The following is a 19,710-nucleotide window of genomic DNA, read 5'->3' on the forward strand; positions in this document are numbered from 1 at the left end:
CAACCCTTTCGCGCGGCCGTACGTCAAGGTGGGAAGAGAGGGCGCACCGAGCCCTCCCGATCCCGCGCCGTCGTCCCGTTGCGGCGGCGTACAAGTGTGTCCTCCCGCTTGCCCCACCCTTTCGCACCACCCCTAGACTGAGCGTCCAGCAGGTGGCTGCACGCTCGAAAGGCGCACCCGTGTCCATCGGCAACTCATCTGACGGCAGTTCACCGGAAGACGACCCGAACGCTCCGCACCCCGCGTCCGAGGACCGCGTCCCGATCGGCCTGGCCCTGAGGCGGGCGCGGGTCGCGGCCGGGCTGACGATCGAGGGCGTCAGCGCCGCCACCCGCGTCCGCGCACCGATCGTGCACGCGATCGAGAACGACGACTTCACCCGCTCGGGCGGCGACGTGTACGCCCGCGGGCACATCAGGATGATCGCGCACGAGGTCGGGCTCGACCCCGGCCCGCTCGTCGAGCAGTTCGACGCCGAGCACGGCGGGCGGCCCGCGCCCACCGCCACCCCGGCAGCGCCCCTCTTCGAGGCCGAACGGATCAGGCCGGAGCGCCGCAGGCCCAACTGGACGGCGGCCATGGTCGCGGCGATCGTCGCGGTGGCCGGCTTCGTCGGCTTCACCGCCTTCCACAGCAGCGGCTCGGACGGCTCGTCGAAGAACACGGCCGGCACCGAGGCGGGCGGCCCGTCCGCCTCCGCGTCGAGCCCGAGCCCCACCCACTCGAAGAAGAAGACGCCGCCCGCCCCCGCCGCCTCCGACAGCGCCATCGCCGCCGCGCCACGCGACAAGGTGACGGTGAAGCTGTCCGCCGTGGACGCGAAGAGCTGGATCTCCGCGAAGGCGCACAACGGCAAGCTGCTCTTCGACGGGATCCTCGACAAGGGCCAGTCCAAGACCTTCCAGGACGACAAGCGCGTCGACCTCATCCTCGGCAACGCGGGCGCCATAGAGCTCTACGTCAACGGCAAGAAGGTCGACGACCAGTTCCGCTCCGGCCAGGTCGAACGCCTCTCCTACACGCAGGGCGACCCGTCGGTCGGCTGAGAAGCCGTCCACCCGCGCCGCGCGGGGGTATCCGGCGCCGCCGGTACCCCTGCGCGAGCTGGGCGGCGCCCGGACCCCGTAGTCTTGAGTCCATGCCCGATCGCCGCACCGTCGCTCTCGTCACCCTTGGCTGCGCCCGTAACGAGGTGGACTCCGAGGAGCTCGCAGGCCGCCTGGCGGCGGACGGCTGGGAGCTCGTCCAGGAAGCCGCCGACGCGGACGTCGCCGTCGTCAACACCTGCGGTTTCGTCGAGGCCGCCAAGAAGGACTCCGTCGACGCCCTGCTGGAGGCGAACGACCTCAAGGACCACGGCAGGACCCAGGCCGTCGTCGCCGTCGGCTGCATGGCCGAGCGGTACGGCAAGGAGCTCGCCGACGCCCTGCCGGAAGCCGACGGCGTGCTCGGCTTCGACGACTACGCCGACATCTCCGACCGTCTCTCCACCATCCTCGGCGGCGGCATCCACGCCTCGCACACCCCCCGCGACCGGCGCAAGCTGCTGCCGCTGAGCCCCGTGGAGCGGCAGGGCGCCGAGGGCGTCGCGCTGCCCGGCCACGGCGACATCGCGCCTGCGCCGGCCGACCTTCCCGAGGGCATCGCGCCCGCCTCGGGCCCGCGCGCGCCGCTGCGCAGGCGGCTCGACACGAGCCCCGTCGCGTCGGTGAAGCTCGCGTCCGGCTGCGACCGCCGCTGCTCGTTCTGCGCGATCCCCTCCTTCCGTGGCTCCTTCATCTCCCGCCGCCCGAGCGACGTGCTCGGCGAGACGCGGTGGCTGGCGGAGCAGGGCGTCAAGGAGGTCATGCTCGTCTCCGAGAACAACACGTCCTACGGCAAGGACCTCGGGGACATCCGGCTGCTGGAGACCCTGCTGCCCGAGCTGGCCGCCGTCGACGGGATCGAGCGGATCCGGGTCAGCTACCTTCAGCCCGCCGAGATGCGGCCCGACCTCGTCGACGTGCTCACCTCCACGCCGAAGGTCGCCCCGTACTTCGACCTGTCCTTCCAGCACTCGGCGCCCGGCGTGCTGCGGGCCATGCGGCGCTTCGGCGACACCGAGCGCTTCCTCGGGCTGCTCGAGACCATCAGGAACAAGGCGCCGCAGGCGGGCGTCAGATCCAACTTCATCGTCGGCTTCCCCGGCGAGAGCGAGGCCGACTTCGCCGAGCTCGAACGATTCCTCACCGAGGCGCGGCTGGACGCGATCGGCGTCTTCGGCTACTCCGACGAGGACGGCACGGAGGCCGCCGGCTACGACACCAAGATCGACGAGGACGTCGTCGCCGAGCGGCTCGCCCATCTCTCGCGCCTCGCCGAGGAACTGACGTCCCAGCGGGCGCAGGACCGCCTCGGCGAGACGCTCGAGGTCCTCGTGGAGTCCACCGACGTCGCGGACACCGGCGTCGAGGGCGCCGTGGCCGTGGGGCGAGCGGCCCACCAGGCGCCCGAGACCGACGGCCAGGTGGTCCTCATCTCGGGCGCGGACCTGCGCCCCGGCCGTATGGTCGAGGCGAAGGTGACCGGCAGCGGCGGCGTCGACCTCGTCGCCGAGCACACCGCGCTTCCGGAGGACCACCTCCGGCCCGCAGGCGAGGAGGCGGCCAGATGACGGGAGCCCCGGCGTCCGCGACGGGCGGTGCCGGCTCCAAGCCGGCGCCCGCGGGGAAGCTGGGGGCCGGGGCCGTCGACGAGGCGAGCCTGTGGAACGTGGCGAACCTGCTGACCATGGTCCGGCTGCTGCTCGTCCCCGCCTTCGTGGTACTCATGCTGCAGAACGGCGGCTACGACCCCGTCTGGCGCGCCTGGGCGTGGGCGGCGTTCGCCGTCGCGATGATCACCGACGTCTTCGACGGCCATCTGGCGCGCACGTACAACCTCGTCACGGACTTCGGGAAGATCGCCGACCCCATCGCCGACAAGGCGATCATGGGAGCGGCGCTGATCTGCCTGTCGTCGCTCGGCGACCTTCCGTGGTGGGTCACCGCCGTCATCCTGGCGCGGGAGCTCGGGATCACGCTGATGCGGTTCTGGGTGATCAGACACGGGGTGATCGCGGCCAGCCGCGGCGGCAAGATGAAGACGCTCGCGCAGGGCACGGCCGTCGGCATGTACGTGCTGGCGCTGACGGACTGGTGGGGCACGTTCCGGTTCTGGGTGATGGCGGTCGCCGTCGTGCTGACGGTCCTCACCGGCCTCGACTACGTGCGCCAGGCCGTCGTGCTGCGCCGCAAGGGGATCGCGGCGCAGCACCCGGCGGCCTCCGCGGAGGCGGGGCCCGGGACGGGCGCGGAGCCCGGGACGGGCGCGACGGGGCCCCAGCGGTGAGCGCGGGCCACGACGCCGGCGGCGCGGCGGCAGCGGTCGTGGCACGGCTGACGGAGCTCGGCGCGAGCCTCGCGGCCGCGGAGTCCCTCACCGGCGGGCTGGTGGCGGCGGAGGTCACCTCCGTGCCCGGCGCATCCCGGGCCTTCCGCGGCTCCGTGACGGCGTACGCGACCGACCTGAAGCGCGACGTGCTGGGCGTCGACGGGCGGCTGCTCGACGAGCGCGGCGCCGTGGACCCCGACGTGGCGCGTGCCATGGCCGCCGGGGTACGCCGGGCGCTCGGCGCCGACTGGGGGGTGGCGACGACGGGCGTCGCGGGCCCCGATCCGCAGGACGGGCAGCCCGTGGGGACCGTCTACGTGGCGGTCGCCGGGCCCGGCGGCGAGGACAAAGTGCGGTCGTTGCGATTGAACGGCGGCCGGGCGGACATTCGTAAAGAGACCGTCCGCGGAGCGCTCGCTCTGCTCCTCGGGGAACTGCCGGGAAACGAGCGGGCACAGGATACGGAAGAAAACGGGGGGACTTGATGTTTGCAGCCCTGAGTGAACACGACATCGCTCCCCGCACGGCCGCGTCCCCAGGCGGTACGGTGGGGCGTGAAGGATGCGGCTACGCGGTCCGAGGAGGGAGCCACCGATGATTCTGCTCCGTCGCCTGCTTGGTGACGTGCTGCGTCGGCAGCGCCAACGCCAGGGCCGTACTCTGCGCGAAGTCTCCTCGTCCGCCCGAGTCTCGCTCGGCTATCTCTCCGAGGTGGAGCGGGGGCAGAAGGAGGCTTCTTCCGAGCTGCTCTCCGCCATCTGCGACGCGCTTGACGTACGGATGTCCGAACTCATGCGGGAAGTGAGCGACGAACTGTCGCTGGCCGAGCTGGCCGCGTCGGCGACCGCCGACGAGCCGGTACCCGCGCCAGTACGTCCGATGCTGGGTTCCCTCGCCGTGACATCGGTGCCGAAGGTGCCGACGGAACGTGTCACGATCAAGGCGCCCACGGAGGCGGTCGACGTCGTCGCCGCCTGATCACGACCCACGGGTTTGAGGCGAGCCCCCGGCAGGTACCCGATTCGAGTACAGGCCGGGGGCTTCGTCGTCCCCGGCCGCCCGTTCGGAACTGGAGGTCACATGTCGGTCGTGAAGAGTTCCCTTTCCGAGGCGGATCTCAAGGTGGTGGGTGAGGCCCTGCAAGGTGCGCTCGCCGACCTCGTCGACCTCGGTCTCACGGCGAAGCAGGTCCACTGGAACGTGGTGGGCCCGCGCTTCCGCTCCATCCACCTGCAACTCGACGAGGTCGTCACGTCGGCCCGCGCCCACCAGGACACGGTCGCGGAACGCGCGTCCGCGATCGGCGTGACGCCGGACGGCCGCGCGGCGACCGTCGCGGCGCAGAGCGCCATCAGCGAGGTCAAGAGCGGCTGGATCAAGGACACCGACGCCGTGCAGACCATGGTGGACGCGCTCCAGGCGGTCATCACCCGGATGCGTGAGCGCGTGGAGGCGACGGACGAGCCCGACCCGATCACGCAGGACCTGCTGATCGCGGTCACGGGCGACCTGGAGAAGCACGCCTGGATGTTCCAGGCGGAGAGCGCGTCGGGCGGCTGACGGGCACGCCGCCGGCGCTGACGGCGCTGAGAGCGCAGCGGCTCGAAGAGCCGTCGTTGAGGGGTGGTGGTCGGGCGACGGGTGGGCATCGGGGCCGGGCCCACACACCGTGGGCCCGGCCCCGCCGCGTGCCCGTCTCAGCCGGTGTGCCGTCCGTCAGCCGGCGGCACCCGGCTGGCAGCGGGGGCACCAGTACGTGGGGCGGTCCGCCTGTACGGCCTTGCGAACCGGGGTACCGCACCGCGGGCACGGGAGGTTCCTGCGGCCGTACACGTGCAGCCGGCGGCTGCCGCTCGGGAGCTTCTTGTTGATCTCCAGCAGCCGCTTCGCCGCGACGACCAGCCGCCGGGGCTCGGGGATCTCCCCGATCGGGCTCCACGGGTACGCGCGGGCCACGAAGCACGTCTCCGACTTGAAGATGTTGCCGACGCCCGCCAGATTGCGCTGGTCGAGCAGGGCCTCGCCCACCGGGCGTGCCGGGTCCCCGAGCAGATTCCCCAGCGCCACGGCGCCGTCCCAGCCGGGCCCGAGCAGATCGGGCCCCAGATGGCCCACGGCGCGGTCCTCCTCGGCTGTACGCAGCAGTTCCACCACCTTGAGGCGGTAGCCGACCGCCGTGCGGTCGGCGGTGCCGACGACCGCACGGATCTCGTGGGAGGGTCCGCCACCCCATCGCCGGTCGCCCTCGTACACCCGCCACGCGCCGTCCATGCCCAGGTGCGTGTGGAGCGTCAGGCCGCCCTCGACGCGCGCCAGCAGGTGCTTGCCGCGCGGGGTGACGTCGAGCACCGTGCGGCCCACCAGGTCGGACGTGGCGAACCTGGGCACCCGCAGATCCCAGCGCACCAGGGCCTCGCCCGCCAGCGCCGCGTGCAGCATCCGGGCCGCACGCCACACGGTGTCTCCCTCGGGCACCGCTTCACGCCCTCAGCCGCAGCCCGCGCGGCGTCGCGTGGAACCCGGCGGCCTCGAGCGCCGCTCCCAGCGGTGACGTGAGCGCGGCGGCGCCGTTGGCCCGCTCCACGGTGATCGTGCCGAGCGCTCCGGCCGCGGCCGCCGCCGCGAGGGCGCCGGCCGCCGCGCCGAACTCGGGTCCTTCCGGGTCGGCGGCCCACGACAGCAGGGTCTTGCCGCCCCGCTCCACGTACAGCGTCAGCTCCCCGTCGACCAGCACGACGAGGGAGCCCGCCTTCCTGCCCGGCTTGTGGCTCGCCTCCTGCGGGGGCTCCGGCCACGGCAGGGCGGCGCCGTACGCGTTGGCGGGGTCGGCCGCGGCGAGGACGACCGCCTGCGGCTGAGGATGCGAGGCCGCCCGCTCACGCGCCGTGGCCGCGGCACGCACCCGGTCCACGGCGCCGTCCATGGCGAACTGCGCCGCGCCAAGGCCCTCGACCACGTAGCCGCGACGCGCCTGGCCGCTGTCCTCGAACGCCGACAGCACCCGGTACACGGCGGAGAACCCGCCCTCGACGCCCTCGGCCGCGACCGCGCCGCGCGTCACCACGCCGTGCCGGTCCAGCAGGGCGCGTGCCCGCGCGTGCGCACGGTGCGTCGCGTCCGGCTCCCGGCCCGGCAGCAGCGACCAGCGGCCGCTGACCGTCGGCGGGCCTGCACGCGAAGCGGTCCTCGCGGCGGCCGTCAGCGCCCCGTACCGGCCCCGGGGCACGGACCTGCGGGCACGGTGCGCCGTCGCCCCGGCCGTACGACCCGAGCCGAGGAAGGAGCGCAGCGGCGCCAGCGTGTCGTTGGTCAGCCGCCCCGACCAGGCGAGGTCCCAGACGGCGTCCGCGAGCTGCGGGTCCGTCGCGTCGGGGTGCGTCGTCGCGCGCACCTGCTCCGCTATCTGCCGGAAGAACAGGCCGTAGCCCCCGCTCAGGGCGGTCAGCACCGACTCGTGCACCGCGGTGAGCTCCAGCGGGTGCGGCGCGGGCAGCAGCAGCGGCGCCGTGTCGGCGAGGAACAGCGACACCCAGCCGTCCTTGCCCGGCAGGGCGCCCGCGCCCGCCCACAGCACCTCTCCCGTGGTGGTCAGCTCGTCCAGCAGCGCCGGTGCGTAGCCGGACACCCGCGAGGGCAGGACCAGCCGCTCGAGCGCGGAGGCCGGCACGGCGGCGCCCTGCAGCTGCTCGACGGCGCGAGCCAGGCCGTCGATGCCGTGCAGGCGGTGCGCCCCCAGGTGCTGCCACTGCGGAAGGAAGGACGCGAGCGCTGCCGGCGCGACCGGTTCGAGCTCCTCGCGCAGTGCGGCCAGCGAGCGGCGGCGCAGCCTGCGCAGCACCGTCGCGTCGCACCACTCCTGGCCGATGCCCTCGGGATGGAACTCGCCCTGCACGACCCGGCCCGCCGCCGCGAGCCGGTGCAGCGCGCCGTCCGTGACGGCCGTGCCGAGGCCGAACCGCGCGGCCGCCTGCGCGGACGTGAACGGGCCGTGGGTGCGGGCGTAGCGCGCGAGCAGATCGCCCAGCGGGTCCTTCACCGGCTCCATGAACGCCTCGGGCACGCCGACGGGCAGCGCCGTGCCCAGCGCGTCCCTCAGCCGGCCCGCGTCCTCGACCGCGGCCCAGTGCTCCGCGCCGCCGATCCGTACCTCGATGGCGCGGCGGTGCGCCGCAAGCTCCCCGGCCCAGCCCGCCTCGGCGCCGCGCTCCGCCAGCTCCGCCGCGGTGAGCGGGCCGAGCACGCGCAGCAGGTCCGCCACCCCCTCGGCGTCCTTGACCCGCCGGTCCTCCGTCAGCCACTGGAGCTCGCGCTCCAGCTCGGCCAGCACCTCGGGGTCGAGGAGCTCCCGCAGCTCCGCCTGGCCCAGCAGCTCCGCGAGCAGCCGCGAGTCGAGCGACAGCGCCGCGGCCCGGCGCTCGGCGAGCGGTGAGTCGCCCTCGTACAGGAACTGCGCGACGTAGCCGAACAGCAGCGAGCGGGCGAACGGGGACGGCTCGGCGGTGGTGACCTCGACGAGCCGCACCCGGCGCGCCTCGATGTCGCCCATCAGCTCCGTGAGGCCCGGCACGTCGAACACGTCCTGCAGGCACTCACGCACCGCCTCGAGGACGATGGGGAAGGACCCGAACTCGCTCGCCACCTGGAGCAGCTGGGAGGCGCGCTGGCGCTGCTGCCACAGCGGCGTGCGCTTTCCGGGGCTGCGGCGCGGCAGCAGCAGCGCGCGCGCCGCGCACTCGCGGAACCGGGACGCGAACAGCGCGGAACCGCCCACCTGCTCCGTGACGACGCCGCGCACGTCGCCCGCGTCGAACGTGACATCGCCCGCGCCCACCGGGGGCTGCTCGCTGTCGTACGAGGCCTCGGACGCGGCGGGCTCGGCGTCGAGCAGGTCGAACCCCATGAGGTCGGCGTCGGGCAGCCGCAGCACGATGCCGTCGTCCGCGTGCATCACCTGCGCGTCCATGCCGTAGCGCTCGGCGAGGCGGGACGCCAGGGCGAGGGCCCACGGCGCGTGCACCTGCGCGCCGAACGGCGAGTGCACCACGACGCGCCAGTCGCCCAGCTCGTCCCTGAACCGCTCCACGACGATCGTCCGGTCGTCGGGGACGTGCCCGCACGCCTTGCGCTGCTCGTCCAGGTACGACAGGACGTTCCCCGCGGCCCACGTGTCGAGGCCGGCCGTCATCAGCCGAAGGCGCGCGTCCTCCCCGGACAGCGCGCCGACCTCGCGCAGGAAGGCCCCCACGGCCCGCCCGAGCTCGAGCGGCCTGCCCAGCTGGTCGCCCTTCCAGAACGGCAGCCGCCCCGGCGTGCCGGGCGCGGGGGTGACCAGGACGCGGTCGCGGGTGATGTCCTCGATGCGCCACGAGGTCGTGCCCAGCGTGAAGACGTCCCCGACACGCGACTCGTAGACCATCTCCTCGTCCAGCTCGCCGACCCGGCCGCCGCCCTTCTTCGGGTCGGCGCCCGCCAGGAACACGCCGAACAGGCCGCGGTCGGGGATCGTGCCGCCCGAGGTGACCGCGAGGCGCTGCGCGCCCGGCCTGCCCGTCACCGTGCCCGCCACGCGGTCCCACACCACCCGGGGGCGCAGCTCGGCGAACGCGTCCGACGGATAACGGCCCGCGAGCATGTCGAGCACGCCCGTGAACGCCGACTCGGGCAGGGACGCGAAAGGCGCCGCCCTGCGCACCGTCGCCAGCAGGTCGTCCACCTGCCGCGTGTCGAGCGCGACCATCGCGACGAGCTGCTGCGCGAGCACGTCCAGCGGGTTCGCCGGGACGCGCAGCGCCTCGATGGCGCCCTCCCGCATCCGCTCCGTCACGACCGCCGCCTGCACGAGGTCGCCGCGGTACTTGGGGAAGACCACACCGGTGGACACCGCTCCCACCTGGTGTCCTGCCCGCCCCACGCGCTGCAGGCCGGACGCGACCGACGGCGGGGACTCGACCTGGACGACGAGGTCGACCGAGCCCATGTCGATGCCGAGCTCCAGGCTGGACGTCGCCACCACCGCCGGCAGCCTGCCGGCCTTCAAATCCTCCTCGACCTGCGCGCGCTGCTCCTTGGACACCGAGCCGTGGTGCGCGCGTGCCAGCAGCGCGGGGGCGCCCTGCGCGGCACCGGCCTGCGCCATGACCTCGGCGGGGGAGTGGTCGGCGGGCAGCGCCTCGCCCGTGGCGCGCTCGTAGGCGATCTCGTTCAGCCGGTTGCAGAGGCGCTCGGCGAGCCGCCGCGAGTTGGCGAAGACGATCGTCGACCTGTGGGCCTGCACGAGGTCGGCGATCCGCTCCTCCACATGCGGCCAGATCGACGGCTTCTCCCCGCCGGCCCCCGCGCCGCCGTCCGCGGCGGGCGAGCCGCCGAGCTCGCCGAGGTCCTCCACGGGCACGACCACCGACAGGTCGAACTCCTTGCCCGACGGCGGCTGCACGATCTCCACCCGGCGCTGCGGCGAGAGGAAGCGCGCGACCTCCTCGACGGGCCTGACCGTCGCCGACAGGCCGATCCTGCGCGCGGGGCGCGGCAGCAGCTCGTCCAGCCGCTCGAGCGACAGCGCGAGGTGCGCGCCGCGCTTCGTGCCCGCCACCGCGTGCACCTCGTCGAGGATCACGGTCTCGACGCCCGCCAGCGCGTCGCGCGCGGACGACGTCAGCATCAGGAAGAGCGACTCGGGCGTCGTGATCAGGATGTCCGGCGGCCGCGTGGCGAAGGCGCGGCGCTCCGCCGCGGGTGTGTCGCCCGAGCGGATGCCCACACGGACGTCCGGCTCGGGGAGCCCGAGCCGGGCCGACTCCTGCCTGATGCCCGTGAGCGGGCTGCGCAGATTGCGCTCCACGTCGACCGCGAGCGCCTTGAGCGGCGACACGTACAGCACCCGGCACCGCTTCTTCGCCTCGGCCGGCGGCGGCACGGAGGCCAGCCCGTCCAGCGCGGCGAGGAACGCGGCGAGCGTCTTGCCCGAGCCCGTGGGCGCCACGACCAGCACGTCCGAGCCCTCGCCGATGGCGCGCCACGCCCCCTCCTGCGCCGCGGTGGGCGCGGAGAAGGCCCCCGAGAACCAGCCGCGGGTCGCGGGGGAGAAGGAGTCGAGCACGCTGCCTGCCATGCCCCCCATCGTGCACCCCGCCACTGACAACGAGGCGGCCCGCGGGCCGGCCGCGGGACGCGATACTGGGCGCATGCGGTTGACGATTTTCTGGGAGCGCATGGCCGAGCACTTCGGCCCCGCGTACGCCGACTCCTTCGCACGCGACCACGTGATGGCCGAGCTCGGCGGCCGCACCGTGCACGAGGCCCTGGCCGACGGCTGGGACGCGAAGGACGTCTGGCGCGTGGTCTGCGAGGTCATGGGGGTGCCGGCCGAGCGGCGCTGAGCGATCCCCTGGGTCCTCAGCGGGCGGCCGCGCCGCCGTCGTGGCGCCGTGGGCCGTTCGGGTGAGGCCACGGACGGGGCGTGCCTGTCAGAGGGAACCGGCCTCGCCGCGCCCGTCGTACGGCTCCTCGCCGCCGTCCTGCTGCCCCTCCTGCTCCCCCTCCCGCTTCTGCCGCCTGCGGCGCGCCCGCTCCGCCGCCTCGGCCGCGAGCGCCGCCCTGGACGCCACATGGATCGGCAGCAGGCTCAGCCCCCAGCCGCCCACGGCGACCGCCTTCACCACCGTTCCCGCGTGCTCGGGCGCGACCACCAGCCGGGCCACGGCCCACCACCAGGCGCCGCCCAGTACGAGCGCCGATACGACGGCCGGTATGCGGGCCGGTATGAGAGCTCCATGCCTGGCCATGGCTGCCTCCTCCGGGCGTTACCCGCCGAGTCGCCCGCTCTCGCAGTCTGCCCCGGCGGGTCGGGCGCCGCATCCACGCGGGTCAGGCCGCGAGCAGCGCCATGTCCTCCTCGGTCAGCGAGATCCGCGCCGAGGCCATGTTCTCCTCCAGGTGCGCGAGCGAGGCGGTGCCCGGGATCTGCACGACGGCGGGCGAGCGCGCCAGGCCCCAGGCGATCGCGACCTGGTGCGCCGTGGCGCCGTGCCGCTCCGCGACCTTGCGCAGGGCCGCGTCGGAGAGGGAGCCGCCCGAGCCGCCGAGCGCGAAGAACGGCACGAAGGCGATGCCGGCGGCCGCGCACGTGTCGACCAGCGCGTCGTCGTCCTGGTCGAGCACGCCGTAGCGGTTCTGCACGGCGGCCACAGGCGCGATGGCCCGGGCCTCGGCGAGCTGCGCGCCCGTCACGTTGCTCACGCCCAGGTGCCGGATCAGGCCCTCGTCGCGCAACCGCGCGAGCGCGGCGAAACGATCGCCGAGCGGGGCGCCGTTGGAGCCGCTGAGCCTGCCCACCCGCAGGTAGACCAGGTCGAGGGCGTCCAGGTCCAGGTCCTTGAGGTTCTGTCGCACCGCGGCCCGCAACTGGCCGGGGTCCGCCTCGCCGACCATCTCGCCGTCCTCGTTGCGGATGGGGCCCACCTTGGTGGCGATGGAGAGGCCCTCCGGGTACGGGTGGAGGGCGCGGCGCAGGATGTCGTTGGCGCGGACGCCGCCGGCCGAGAAGTAGAAGGCGGCGGTGTCGATGTGGAGGGCGCCGAGCTCCACCGCGCGCCGGGCGACGACCGCTGATTCCACGGGGGAGCGCGCGGGTCCGCCCACGGGTCCCGGGAGCTGCATCGCGCCGAATCCGAGGCGCGGAACGGTGAGGGTGCCGCCGAGGGCGAAGGTGGTGTCCGTGCCGCGTGGTGCGCTTGACATCAAAATCGAACATCCATTCTCATGAGGGTCGGGGGAACGAGGGCGGGAGGCGTGGCGGGCCCATTGTCAGTGGCAGGCGATAGCGTCATTGACGTGAAGCGATCGACTCAAGCAAATCGGGTGGAACCCATGGCAGGTACGGACCGCGAGAAGGCGCTGGACGCCGCGCTCGCGCAGATTGAGCGGCAGTTCGGCAAGGGTGCTGTGATGCGCCTGGGCGAGCGGCCGAACGAGCCGGTCGAGGTCATCCCCACGGGATCGACCGCGCTCGATGTCGCCCTCGGCGTCGGCGGGCTGCCCCGCGGGCGCGTGGTGGAGGTGTACGGCCCCGAGTCCTCGGGCAAGACGACCCTCACGCTGCACGCGGTGGCGAACGCGCAGCGTGCGGGCGGAGCGGTGGCCTTCGTGGACGCGGAGCACGCGCTCGATCCCGAGTACGCGAAGAAGCTCGGCGTCGACATCGACAACCTGATCCTCTCGCAGCCGGACAACGGCGAGCAGGCGCTGGAAATCGTGGACATGCTGGTCCGCTCCGGCGCGCTCGACCTGATCGTCATCGACTCCGTCGCCGCGCTCGTGCCGCGCGCGGAGATCGAGGGTGAGATGGGCGACTCGCACGTGGGCCTCCAGGCCCGTCTGATGAGCCAGGCGCTGCGGAAGATCACCAGCGCGCTCAACCAGTCGAAGACGACGGCCATCTTCATCAACCAGCTCCGCGAGAAGATCGGCGTGATGTTCGGCTCCCCGGAGACCACGACGGGTGGCCGCGCGCTCAAGTTCTACGCGTCGGTGCGTCTCGACATCCGCCGCATCGAGACGCTGAAGGACGGCACGGAGGCCGTCGGCAACCGCACGCGCGTCAAGGTCGTCAAGAACAAGGTCGCGCCCCCGTTCAAGCAGGCCGAGTTCGACATCCTCTACGGCCAGGGCATCAGCCGCGAGGGCGGCCTGATCGACATGGGCGTGGAGCACGGCTTCGTGCGCAAGGCCGGCGCCTGGTACACGTACGAGGGCGACCAGCTCGGCCAGGGCAAGGAGAACGCGCGCAACTTCCTGAAGGACAACCCCGACCTGGCGAACGAGATCGAGAAGAAGATCCTCGAGAAGCTGGGCGTCGGCGTCAGGCCCGAGGAGCCGGCGGGCGAGACGACGGCTGACGGCACGGCCCCGGCGGCCGAGGGCGGCAAGACGGTGCCCGCGCCCGCCGCGGCGGTCCCGGCGACCGCGTCCACGGGCAAGGCCAAGGCGGCCAAGGCCGCTGCGGGCAAGAACTAGCCGTCCGTGCCCGAGGAGGAGCCTTCCCGTACCGGAGCCGGGCGAAGGGCCGGGAAGCGGGGACGGACAGCAAGGCCGGGCGGCAGCTCCGACCCGTCGAGGGCCGGGCGGGAGCTGCCGCCCCAGGACCCGGCCGAGCGTGCGCGTGCCATCTGCCTGCGCCGGCTCACCGGCATGCCGCAGACGCGCAAGCAGCTGGCGGACGCACTGCGCAAGCGGGAGATCCCGGACGACGTGGCGGAAGAGGTGCTCTCCCGCTTCGAGGACGTGGGGCTGATCAACGATGCCGCGTTCGCGGACGCATGGGTGGAGTCGCGCCATCACGGCCGCGGCCTCGCCCGCCGCGCGCTCGCCAGGGAGCTGCGGACGAAGGGGGTCGAGTCCGCGGTGATCGACGAGGCGGTCGGGCAGCTGGACGCGGAGCGCGAGGAGGCCACGGCCCGCGAGCTGGTCGCGGCCAAGCTGCGTACGACACGCGGCCTGGACCGTGACCGCAGGCTGCGCCGGCTCGTCGGCGTGCTGGCGCGCAAGGGGTACGGCCAGGGCCTGGCACTGCGAGTGGTGCGGCAGGCCCTGGAGGAGGAGGGCGAGGAGACCGAGGGCCTGGACGAGGTCTTCCCTGACTGACCCGTCGGGGCGGGAGCCACCGGCCCGGGCATGACCGCCCCCGGTCACCGTCCGCCCCCGGTCACCGTCCGACCGGGAGCCCCTCCGCGCGCCAGGCCTGGAAGCCGCCCTCCAGGTCCGTCGCCCGGTGCAGGCCGAGCTGCCGCAGGGACGCGGCTGCCAGCGACGACGCGTAGCCCTCGTTGCAGATCACCACGACCCGGCGGCCGTGGTCCGTCGCCTCCGGGATCCTGTGGCTGCCCTGCGGGTCCAGGCGCCACTCCAGCTCGTTGCGCTCGATCAGTACCGCCCCGGGGATGACGCCGTCCCGCTCGCGCTGGAGCTGGTAGCGGATGTCCACGAGCAGCGCGCCGTCCTCCGCGGCCCGCTGCGCGGCGCGCGGACCGAGCCGGTCAAGGCCGGTGCGGGCCCGCGTCAGCACGTCCTCGACGCGGGCCGGGCCGACGGACTCACTCATCGCCACTCCTGGGGAAGTTCGACCTCTTCGAGCCGCAGCACCGGTCCCGTCCTGCTGTAACGGCGCATCAGCGGCAACGGCGGATAATACGCGTGGACCGAGACGGAATGGCGCTCATCCGAGACGTTGCGCACCTCGTGCACATGGTGTTCGCCGAACGCCCGCGCGTCGCCCGTCCCGAGGACGCGCTGCCGGTCCACCCCCTCGGCGAGTTCCAGCGTCCTCCACCCCTCGGTGGGCAGCCGGGCCGCGAGCGAATCCTCCGTCAGCGCGCCCGCCGCGGTGGCGAACGCGCCGTACGACCCTCCGTGGTCGTGCCACCCGGTGCCGGTGCCCGGCGGCCACCCGATCAGCCACGCCTCGCTGCCGCCGGGACCCTCGAGGCGCAGCCATGTGCGGTCCTCCGGGTCGAGGGGCAGGGACGCGACGAGCTCCGCGTCGCCTACCGCGGCCCGGGCGAAGGCCAGCAGCTCAGCAGCAGAGGGCCCGTCCGGCCGCGCGGACCGCGAGGACCCGGCGGAAGCGGAATCGTGCGAGAGAGCCGGGAGGGATGAACCCGGGAGGGATGGAGCGGAAGCGGAAACAGACATGGAGCGCCGTCCTGACGTGGTTCGCGGGTACGCGCGGCGGCCGCGGCAAGGCACCCGGCCGGGAACAGGGCAGGGCGCGGCGCGGCTGAGGTGCGCGAAGGAGATGAGAGGCGAATCAGCGGGACGGGCGACACACGCAGCCCGCATAGCGGACGAGGTCCATGTGGACCCTCCGCCACAGGTGCACGCGGGTGCCGGTCATGTTCCGGAGTACACCACGCAGGCGGACCCGGGTCAATTGACGTTCGCGGTGCGGTCCCCGGCGCTCGCGGCGGCGCCCGAGGGAGCACCGCCCCGCGCCGCGTCCGCCGCCGCGCGCAGCTCCTGCGGGTGCACGCCGCCGAACGCCGCGACGAGGTGGCCGTCGGGGCGTACGAGCAACACGTTGTGCGCGGACGCCCCCGGGTAACCCTCCGTCACCAGCAGCTCGGCGTCCGCCGGCAGCTCCTCGACGGCGGCGGCGAGGCGCGGCATCACACCGGCCTTCAGCCAGTGCCGCCTGTCCCACACCGCCGTGCCGGGCGCCACCAGCACGACCAGCAGCCTGCCACGGCCCAGCCGGTCGCGCAGCCGTCCCGCGGTGCCGTCGGGCGTGGTCACCCGGACGTCCGCGACCGGGGCGCCCACCGCCGTGCCGACCGCGGCCGCGCCCTGCCCGTGCTCCGCGGCGAGCGGCGAGTTCGGGTACGTGGGGGGCGCGCCCAGCGGCCCCTGGCCCAGGTGCCCGTCCGCGAGCAGCGTGTCGCGCCCGCCGGCGGATCCGGGCAGCAGGCCGCGCAGACCACCGCCGCCGCGCAGTATCGGCAGGGACTGGTCCGCGGCACGCAGCCGTGCGGCGACCGCTGTGCGCCGCTCCGCCTGATAGCTCGCGAGCAGGGTCTCCGTCGCGCCGTGGTGCCAGGCGAGCGCCAGCTTCCACGCGAGGTTGTCGACGTCCCTGATGCCCTCGTCGAGGCCCTGCGTCCCCGCCGCGCCCAGCAGGTGCGCCGCGTCTCCCGCGAGGAACGCGCGATCGACGCGCCACCGCTGGGCGAGCCGGTGGTGCAGGGTGTGGACGCCCGTGTCGAGCAGTTCGTAGGGCGGCGTCTGTCCGCACCAGCCCGCCAGCGCCTCACGCACGCGCGTCACCAGCGCGTCCGGCGTGACCAGGTCGCCGCGGGCCGGCAGCAGCCAGTCGAGCCGCCACACCCCGCCGGGCAACGGCCGTGCCGCGACCTCGTCGCCGCCGGTGCGCCACGGCGGCTGCCGGTGCAGCACCGCCTCGCGCGGCCACGGCAACTCGGCGCGCAGCGCGGCCACCGCGTACCGCTCCACCGCCGTACGGCCCGGGAACCGCACGCCGAGCAGCTTGCGCACCGTGGACCTCGCGCCGTCGCACCCCACCAGGTGGCTGCCGCGCCAGTAGGCCGTGCCCGGTCCCTTGATGTGGGCGGTGACGCCGCCGCGGTCCTGTTCGAGCGAGTCGAGACGGCTGTTCGTGACGACCTTCACGAGGGACGTCTTCCCGATGGCCTCGCGAAGCCCGCGGCTGAGCGCGTGCTGCGCGATGTGCAGGGGTGAGGGGAACCCCTCGACGGAGAGCGGCAGCCGGCGCACCGGCTGCTTGCGCCGCATCAGCCGCCAGCCGTCCCACCTGGCCCCCTCGTCACCGAGCGTGGTGCAGCCGAGCCGGGCGGCCAGCGCCGCGGTGTCGGGCCTGAGCACGACCGTGCGCGCCGCACGCCGCTCGTCCTCGCCCCCGCTCTCGTCGAGGACGACGGAGGGCACCTCCTGGGCCGCCAGGGCCAGGGCGAGCGTGAGCCCCACCGGGCCGGCGCCGACGACGATCACCGGGTCCACGGGGCCGCCCCTCGGGCCTGTGCGGTCGTGCGGTCGATGGCGGCAGCCGCCCGGTGCGTGATCACAGAACGCATGCAACCGACTCGGGGTTCCCGCGTCAAGCGACGGCCTCGGCGGCGCGTACGGCGTCGGCCAGACCCTTGGGTGACACTCCGTCACCCGCGTCTCACCCGTCCCGCCGCTGGTCGGGACGGGCGGCCGTGGCGTGGCGCGTCCGGTGCGGTCAGCGGCGCAGGACCCTGGAGCGGTCAGTGGCGCAGGACCCTGGAGCGGTCAGTGGCGCAGGACCCTGGAGAGGAAGTCCCTCGCGCGGTCGCTGCGCGGCGCGGCGAAGAAGGCGTCAGGCGCGGCCTCCTCGACGATCCGGCCGTCCGCCATGAAGACGACCCGGTCGGCCGCGTACCGCGCGAAACCCATCTCGTGGGTGACGACGATCATCGTCATGCCGTCCCGCGCCAGCTGCCGCATGACGTCGAGCACCTCGCCCGTCATCTCGGGGTCGAGCGCGGACGTCGGCTCGTCGAAGAGCATGACCTTGGGATCCATCGCGAGGGCGCGTGCGATGGCGACGCGCTGCTGCTGGCCGCCGGAGAGCCGGGCCGGGTACGTGTCGTACGGCACGCCGACGCCCACCCGGTCGAGCAGCAGCCGCGCCTTCTCCTGCGCCGCCACGGCGCCGGCCCCGCGCACCTTGATCTGGCCGAACGTCACGTTCTCCAGCACGGTCTTGTGCGTGAAGAGGTTGAACGACTGGAAGACCATGCCCACGTCGGCCCTGAGCCTCGCGAGCTCTCTGCCTCCCTCGGGCAGGGGGTGGCCGTCGACGCTGATCGACCCCGAGTCGATCGCCTCCAGGCGGTTGATCGTCCGGCACAGAGTGGACTTGCCGGCACCCGACGGCCCGATCACCGCGACCACCTCACCGCGCGCGACGGTCAGGTCGATGTCCTTCAGCACGTGCAGCGGACCGTAGTGCTTGTCCACGTGGTCCAGCACCACCAGGCCGTGCTCGCGCACCGCCCGCTGCGGCCGCGCGGCCGCCGGCACTCCGGTCATGGGTGGTGCTCCGTCCTCCCGGCCCCGTGGACAGTGTGGACAGTACCGGGGAAGCGTCCTCCGGCACCGGCCGCGGGTGGTGCGGCGCCGTCCACCACGACGCACCCGAATTCACTCGGACGGGGGAGGGGGTCGCTGTCGGCGCCGGGCCCGAGCGGGCGCGGACCGGCGCCCCGCGCCCAGCGCCTACCCTTGTGCGCATGAGCAGCAGTGACCCGAGCCAGACCGTGGGCGTCAACCGAAGCTATGCGATTCGCACCTACGGGTGTCAGATGAACGTCCACGACTCGGAACGGCTCTCGGGGCTGCTCGAGGGAGCGGGCTACGTGCGCGCTCCCGAGGGCGAGGAGGAGGCGGACGTCGTCGTGTTCAACACGTGCGCCGTCCGGGAGAACGCCGACAACAAGCTCTACGGCAACCTCGGCCGCCTCGCGCCCGCGAAGACCCGCAGGCCGGGCATGCAGATCGCCGTCGGCGGCTGCCTCGCGCAGAAGGACCGCGACACGATCCTGAAGAAGGCGCCCTGGGTCGACGTCGTCTTCGGCACGCACAACATCGGCAAGCTGCCCGTCCTGCTGGAACGCGCGCGCGTCCAGGAGGAGGCGCAGGTCGAGATCGCCGAGTCGCTGGAGGCCTTCCCCTCCACGCTGCCCACCCGCCGCGAGTCCGCGTACGCCGCGTGGGTGTCCGTCTCCGTCGGCTGCAACAACACCTGCACCTTCTGCATCGTGCCCGCGCTGCGCGGCAAGGAGAAGGACCGCAGGCCGGGCGACATCCTCGCCGAGATCGAGGCCCTGGTCGGCGAGGGCGTCTCCGAGATCACCCTGCTCGGCCAGAACGTCAACGCGTACGGGTCCGACATCGGCGACCGGCAGGCGTTCTCGAAACTGCTGCGCGCGTGCGGTGCGATCGAGGGCCTCGAACGGGTCCGCTTCACCTCGCCGCACCCGCGCGACTTCACCGACGACGTGATCACGGCGATGGCCGGGACACCGAACGTGATGCCGCAGCTGCACATGCCGCTCCAGTCCGGCTCGGACACCGTGCTGCGCGCCATGCGCCGCTCGTACCGGCAGGACCGCTACCTCGGCATCATTGAGAAGGTGCGGGCCGCGATCCCGCACGCCGCGATCTCCACCGACATCATCGTCGGCTTCCCCGGCGAGACCGAGGAGGACTTCGAGCAGACGCTGCACGTCGTGCGCGAGGCGCGGTTCGCGCAGGCGTTCACCTTCCAGTACTCCAAGCGGCCCGGCACCCCGGCGGCGGAGATGGAGGGGCAGATTCCGAAGGCGACGGTTCAGGAGCGCTACGAGCGCCTGGTCGCACTCCAGGAGGAGATCTCCTGGGAGGAGAACAAGAAGCAGGTCGGTCGCACCCTGGAGGTCATGGTCGCCGAGGGCGAGGGACGCAAGGACGGCGAGACGCACCGCCTCTCGGGCCGCGCCGCCGACAACCGCCTCGTCCACTTCACCAGGCCGGACGAGGACGTGCGTCCTGGCGACATGGTCACCGTGGACATCAGCTACGCCGCCCCGCACCACCTGCTGGCGCAGGGTCCCGTCACGCGCGTGCGCCGCACAAGGGCGGGCGACGCCTGGGAGCGCCGCACCGCGGAGCAGGCCGCGCCCCAGGGCGTCATGCTGGGCCTGCCCGGCATCGGCGTGCCCGCACCGCTCCCCGCCACGCAGGGCTGCGCGGCCGGCTGACAGCGCCGAT

19 protein-coding genes are annotated in these 19,710 nt (G+C 73.7%); 10 read left to right on the forward strand and 9 right to left on the reverse strand.

Going from position 1 to position 19,710, the window contains the following annotated elements; genetic code table 11:
- Nucleotides 1-152: 152 nt before the first annotated feature.
- The 6 genes from JFN87_RS17330 (at nt 153) to JFN87_RS17355 (ending at nt 4,971) form a co-directional block, all read left to right on the forward strand.
- Nucleotides 153-1,046, forward strand: coding sequence for a helix-turn-helix domain-containing protein (locus JFN87_RS17330; protein ID WP_209340994.1), 894 nt, complete (start codon nt 153-155; stop codon nt 1,044-1,046).
- A 92-nt stretch (nt 1,047-1,138) separates the two neighbouring features.
- The gene (gene rimO / locus JFN87_RS17335) at nt 1,139-2,653 is read left to right on the forward strand and encodes a 30S ribosomal protein S12 methylthiotransferase RimO (protein ID WP_209340995.1); all 1,515 of its coding nucleotides are present in this window, start codon (nt 1,139-1,141) and stop codon (nt 2,651-2,653) included.
- A complete protein-coding gene (gene pgsA, locus JFN87_RS17340) occupies nt 2,650-3,369 on the forward strand; it encodes a CDP-diacylglycerol--glycerol-3-phosphate 3-phosphatidyltransferase (protein ID WP_209340996.1) in 720 nt (239 codons plus the stop codon). Before rimO ends, pgsA begins: the two co-directional genes overlap by 4 nt.
- Nucleotides 3,366-3,896 (forward strand): CinA family protein, encoded by a 531-nt coding sequence (locus tag JFN87_RS17345; protein ID WP_209340997.1) that lies wholly within the window; start codon nt 3,366-3,368, stop codon nt 3,894-3,896. Before pgsA ends, JFN87_RS17345 begins: the two co-directional genes overlap by 4 nt.
- A 109-nt stretch (nt 3,897-4,005) precedes the next feature.
- Complete coding sequence (locus tag JFN87_RS17350) at nt 4,006-4,389, forward strand: helix-turn-helix domain-containing protein (protein WP_209340998.1); 384 nt, start codon at nt 4,006-4,008, stop codon at nt 4,387-4,389.
- 102 nt (nt 4,390-4,491) lie between these two features.
- Nucleotides 4,492-4,971 (forward strand): Dps family protein, encoded by a 480-nt coding sequence (locus tag JFN87_RS17355; protein WP_209340999.1) that lies wholly within the window; start codon nt 4,492-4,494, stop codon nt 4,969-4,971.
- A 156-nt stretch (nt 4,972-5,127) separates the two neighbouring features.
- Here the strand turns inward: JFN87_RS17355 and JFN87_RS17360 are convergent, their stop codons facing one another.
- A complete protein-coding gene (locus JFN87_RS17360) occupies nt 5,128-5,886 on the reverse strand; it encodes an Fpg/Nei family DNA glycosylase (RefSeq protein WP_209341000.1) in 759 nt (252 codons plus the stop codon).
- Between the two features lie 4 nt (nt 5,887-5,890).
- A complete protein-coding gene (locus JFN87_RS17365; protein WP_209341001.1) occupies nt 5,891-10,519 on the reverse strand; it encodes an ATP-dependent helicase in 4,629 nt (1,542 codons plus the stop codon).
- A 73-nt stretch (nt 10,520-10,592) separates the two neighbouring features.
- Here JFN87_RS17365 and JFN87_RS17370 point away from each other — a divergent pair, with 73 nt between their 5' ends.
- Nucleotides 10,593-10,787 carry a DUF3046 domain-containing protein gene (locus JFN87_RS17370; protein ID WP_209341002.1) on the forward strand — a complete coding sequence of 65 codons (195 nt, stop codon included), beginning with the start codon at nt 10,593-10,595 and terminating at the stop codon, nt 10,785-10,787.
- Nucleotides 10,788-10,874: 87 nt separating this feature from the next.
- On the opposite strand, the gene JFN87_RS33710 is transcribed toward JFN87_RS17370, so the two are convergent.
- Nucleotides 10,875-11,192 (reverse strand): hypothetical protein, encoded by a 318-nt coding sequence (locus JFN87_RS33710; protein ID WP_245180109.1) that lies wholly within the window; start codon nt 11,190-11,192, stop codon nt 10,875-10,877.
- Nucleotides 11,193-11,274: 82 nt separating this feature from the next.
- Nucleotides 11,275-12,147, reverse strand: a complete 873-nt coding sequence (locus JFN87_RS17380) for an oxidoreductase (protein WP_209341003.1) — start codon at nt 12,145-12,147, stop codon at nt 11,275-11,277.
- Between the two features lie 129 nt (nt 12,148-12,276).
- Between JFN87_RS17380 and recA the strand changes: the two genes are divergently transcribed.
- Nucleotides 12,277-13,422, forward strand: coding sequence for a recombinase RecA (recA, locus tag JFN87_RS17385; protein ID WP_209341004.1), 1,146 nt, complete (start codon nt 12,277-12,279; stop codon nt 13,420-13,422).
- 6 nt (nt 13,423-13,428) lie between these two features.
- Nucleotides 13,429-14,049: a recombination regulator RecX gene (recX, locus tag JFN87_RS17390; RefSeq protein ID WP_209341005.1), complete on the forward strand. Its 621-nt coding sequence runs from the start codon at nt 13,429-13,431 to the stop codon at nt 14,047-14,049.
- Nucleotides 14,050-14,110: 61 nt separating this feature from the next.
- Here recX and JFN87_RS17395 read toward each other — a convergent pair whose 3' ends face one another.
- From JFN87_RS17395 to JFN87_RS17410, 5 genes are all read right to left on the reverse strand, one after another.
- On the reverse strand, nt 14,111-14,506 hold the full coding sequence (locus JFN87_RS17395) for a rhodanese-like domain-containing protein (protein WP_209341006.1): 396 nt from the start codon (nt 14,504-14,506) through the stop codon (nt 14,111-14,113).
- Complete coding sequence (locus tag JFN87_RS17400; RefSeq protein ID WP_209341007.1) at nt 14,503-15,096, reverse strand: cupin domain-containing protein; 594 nt, start codon at nt 15,094-15,096, stop codon at nt 14,503-14,505. The genes JFN87_RS17395 and JFN87_RS17400 overlap by 4 nt, the downstream gene beginning before the upstream one ends.
- A 115-nt stretch (nt 15,097-15,211) precedes the next feature.
- Complete coding sequence (locus JFN87_RS34550) at nt 15,212-15,298, reverse strand: putative leader peptide (RefSeq protein WP_372449243.1); 87 nt, start codon at nt 15,296-15,298, stop codon at nt 15,212-15,214.
- Between the two features lie 32 nt (nt 15,299-15,330).
- The gene (locus tag JFN87_RS17405) at nt 15,331-16,935 is read right to left on the reverse strand and encodes an FAD-dependent monooxygenase (protein ID WP_209341008.1); all 1,605 of its coding nucleotides are present in this window, start codon (nt 16,933-16,935) and stop codon (nt 15,331-15,333) included.
- A gap of 273 nt (nt 16,936-17,208) precedes the next feature.
- A complete protein-coding gene (locus tag JFN87_RS17410; protein WP_282961625.1) occupies nt 17,209-17,991 on the reverse strand; it encodes an amino acid ABC transporter ATP-binding protein in 783 nt (260 codons plus the stop codon).
- A gap of 200 nt (nt 17,992-18,191) precedes the next feature.
- On the opposite strand from JFN87_RS17410, the gene miaB reads away from it, so the two are divergent.
- A complete protein-coding gene (gene miaB / locus JFN87_RS17415; RefSeq protein WP_209341009.1) occupies nt 18,192-19,700 on the forward strand; it encodes a tRNA (N6-isopentenyl adenosine(37)-C2)-methylthiotransferase MiaB in 1,509 nt (502 codons plus the stop codon).
- The last annotated feature ends 10 nt before the right edge of the window (nt 19,701-19,710 follow it).

It is taken from the genome of Streptomyces montanisoli (assembly GCF_017813245.1).
GTDB classification, from domain to species: domain Bacteria; phylum Actinomycetota; class Actinomycetes; order Streptomycetales; family Streptomycetaceae; genus Streptomyces; species Streptomyces montanisoli.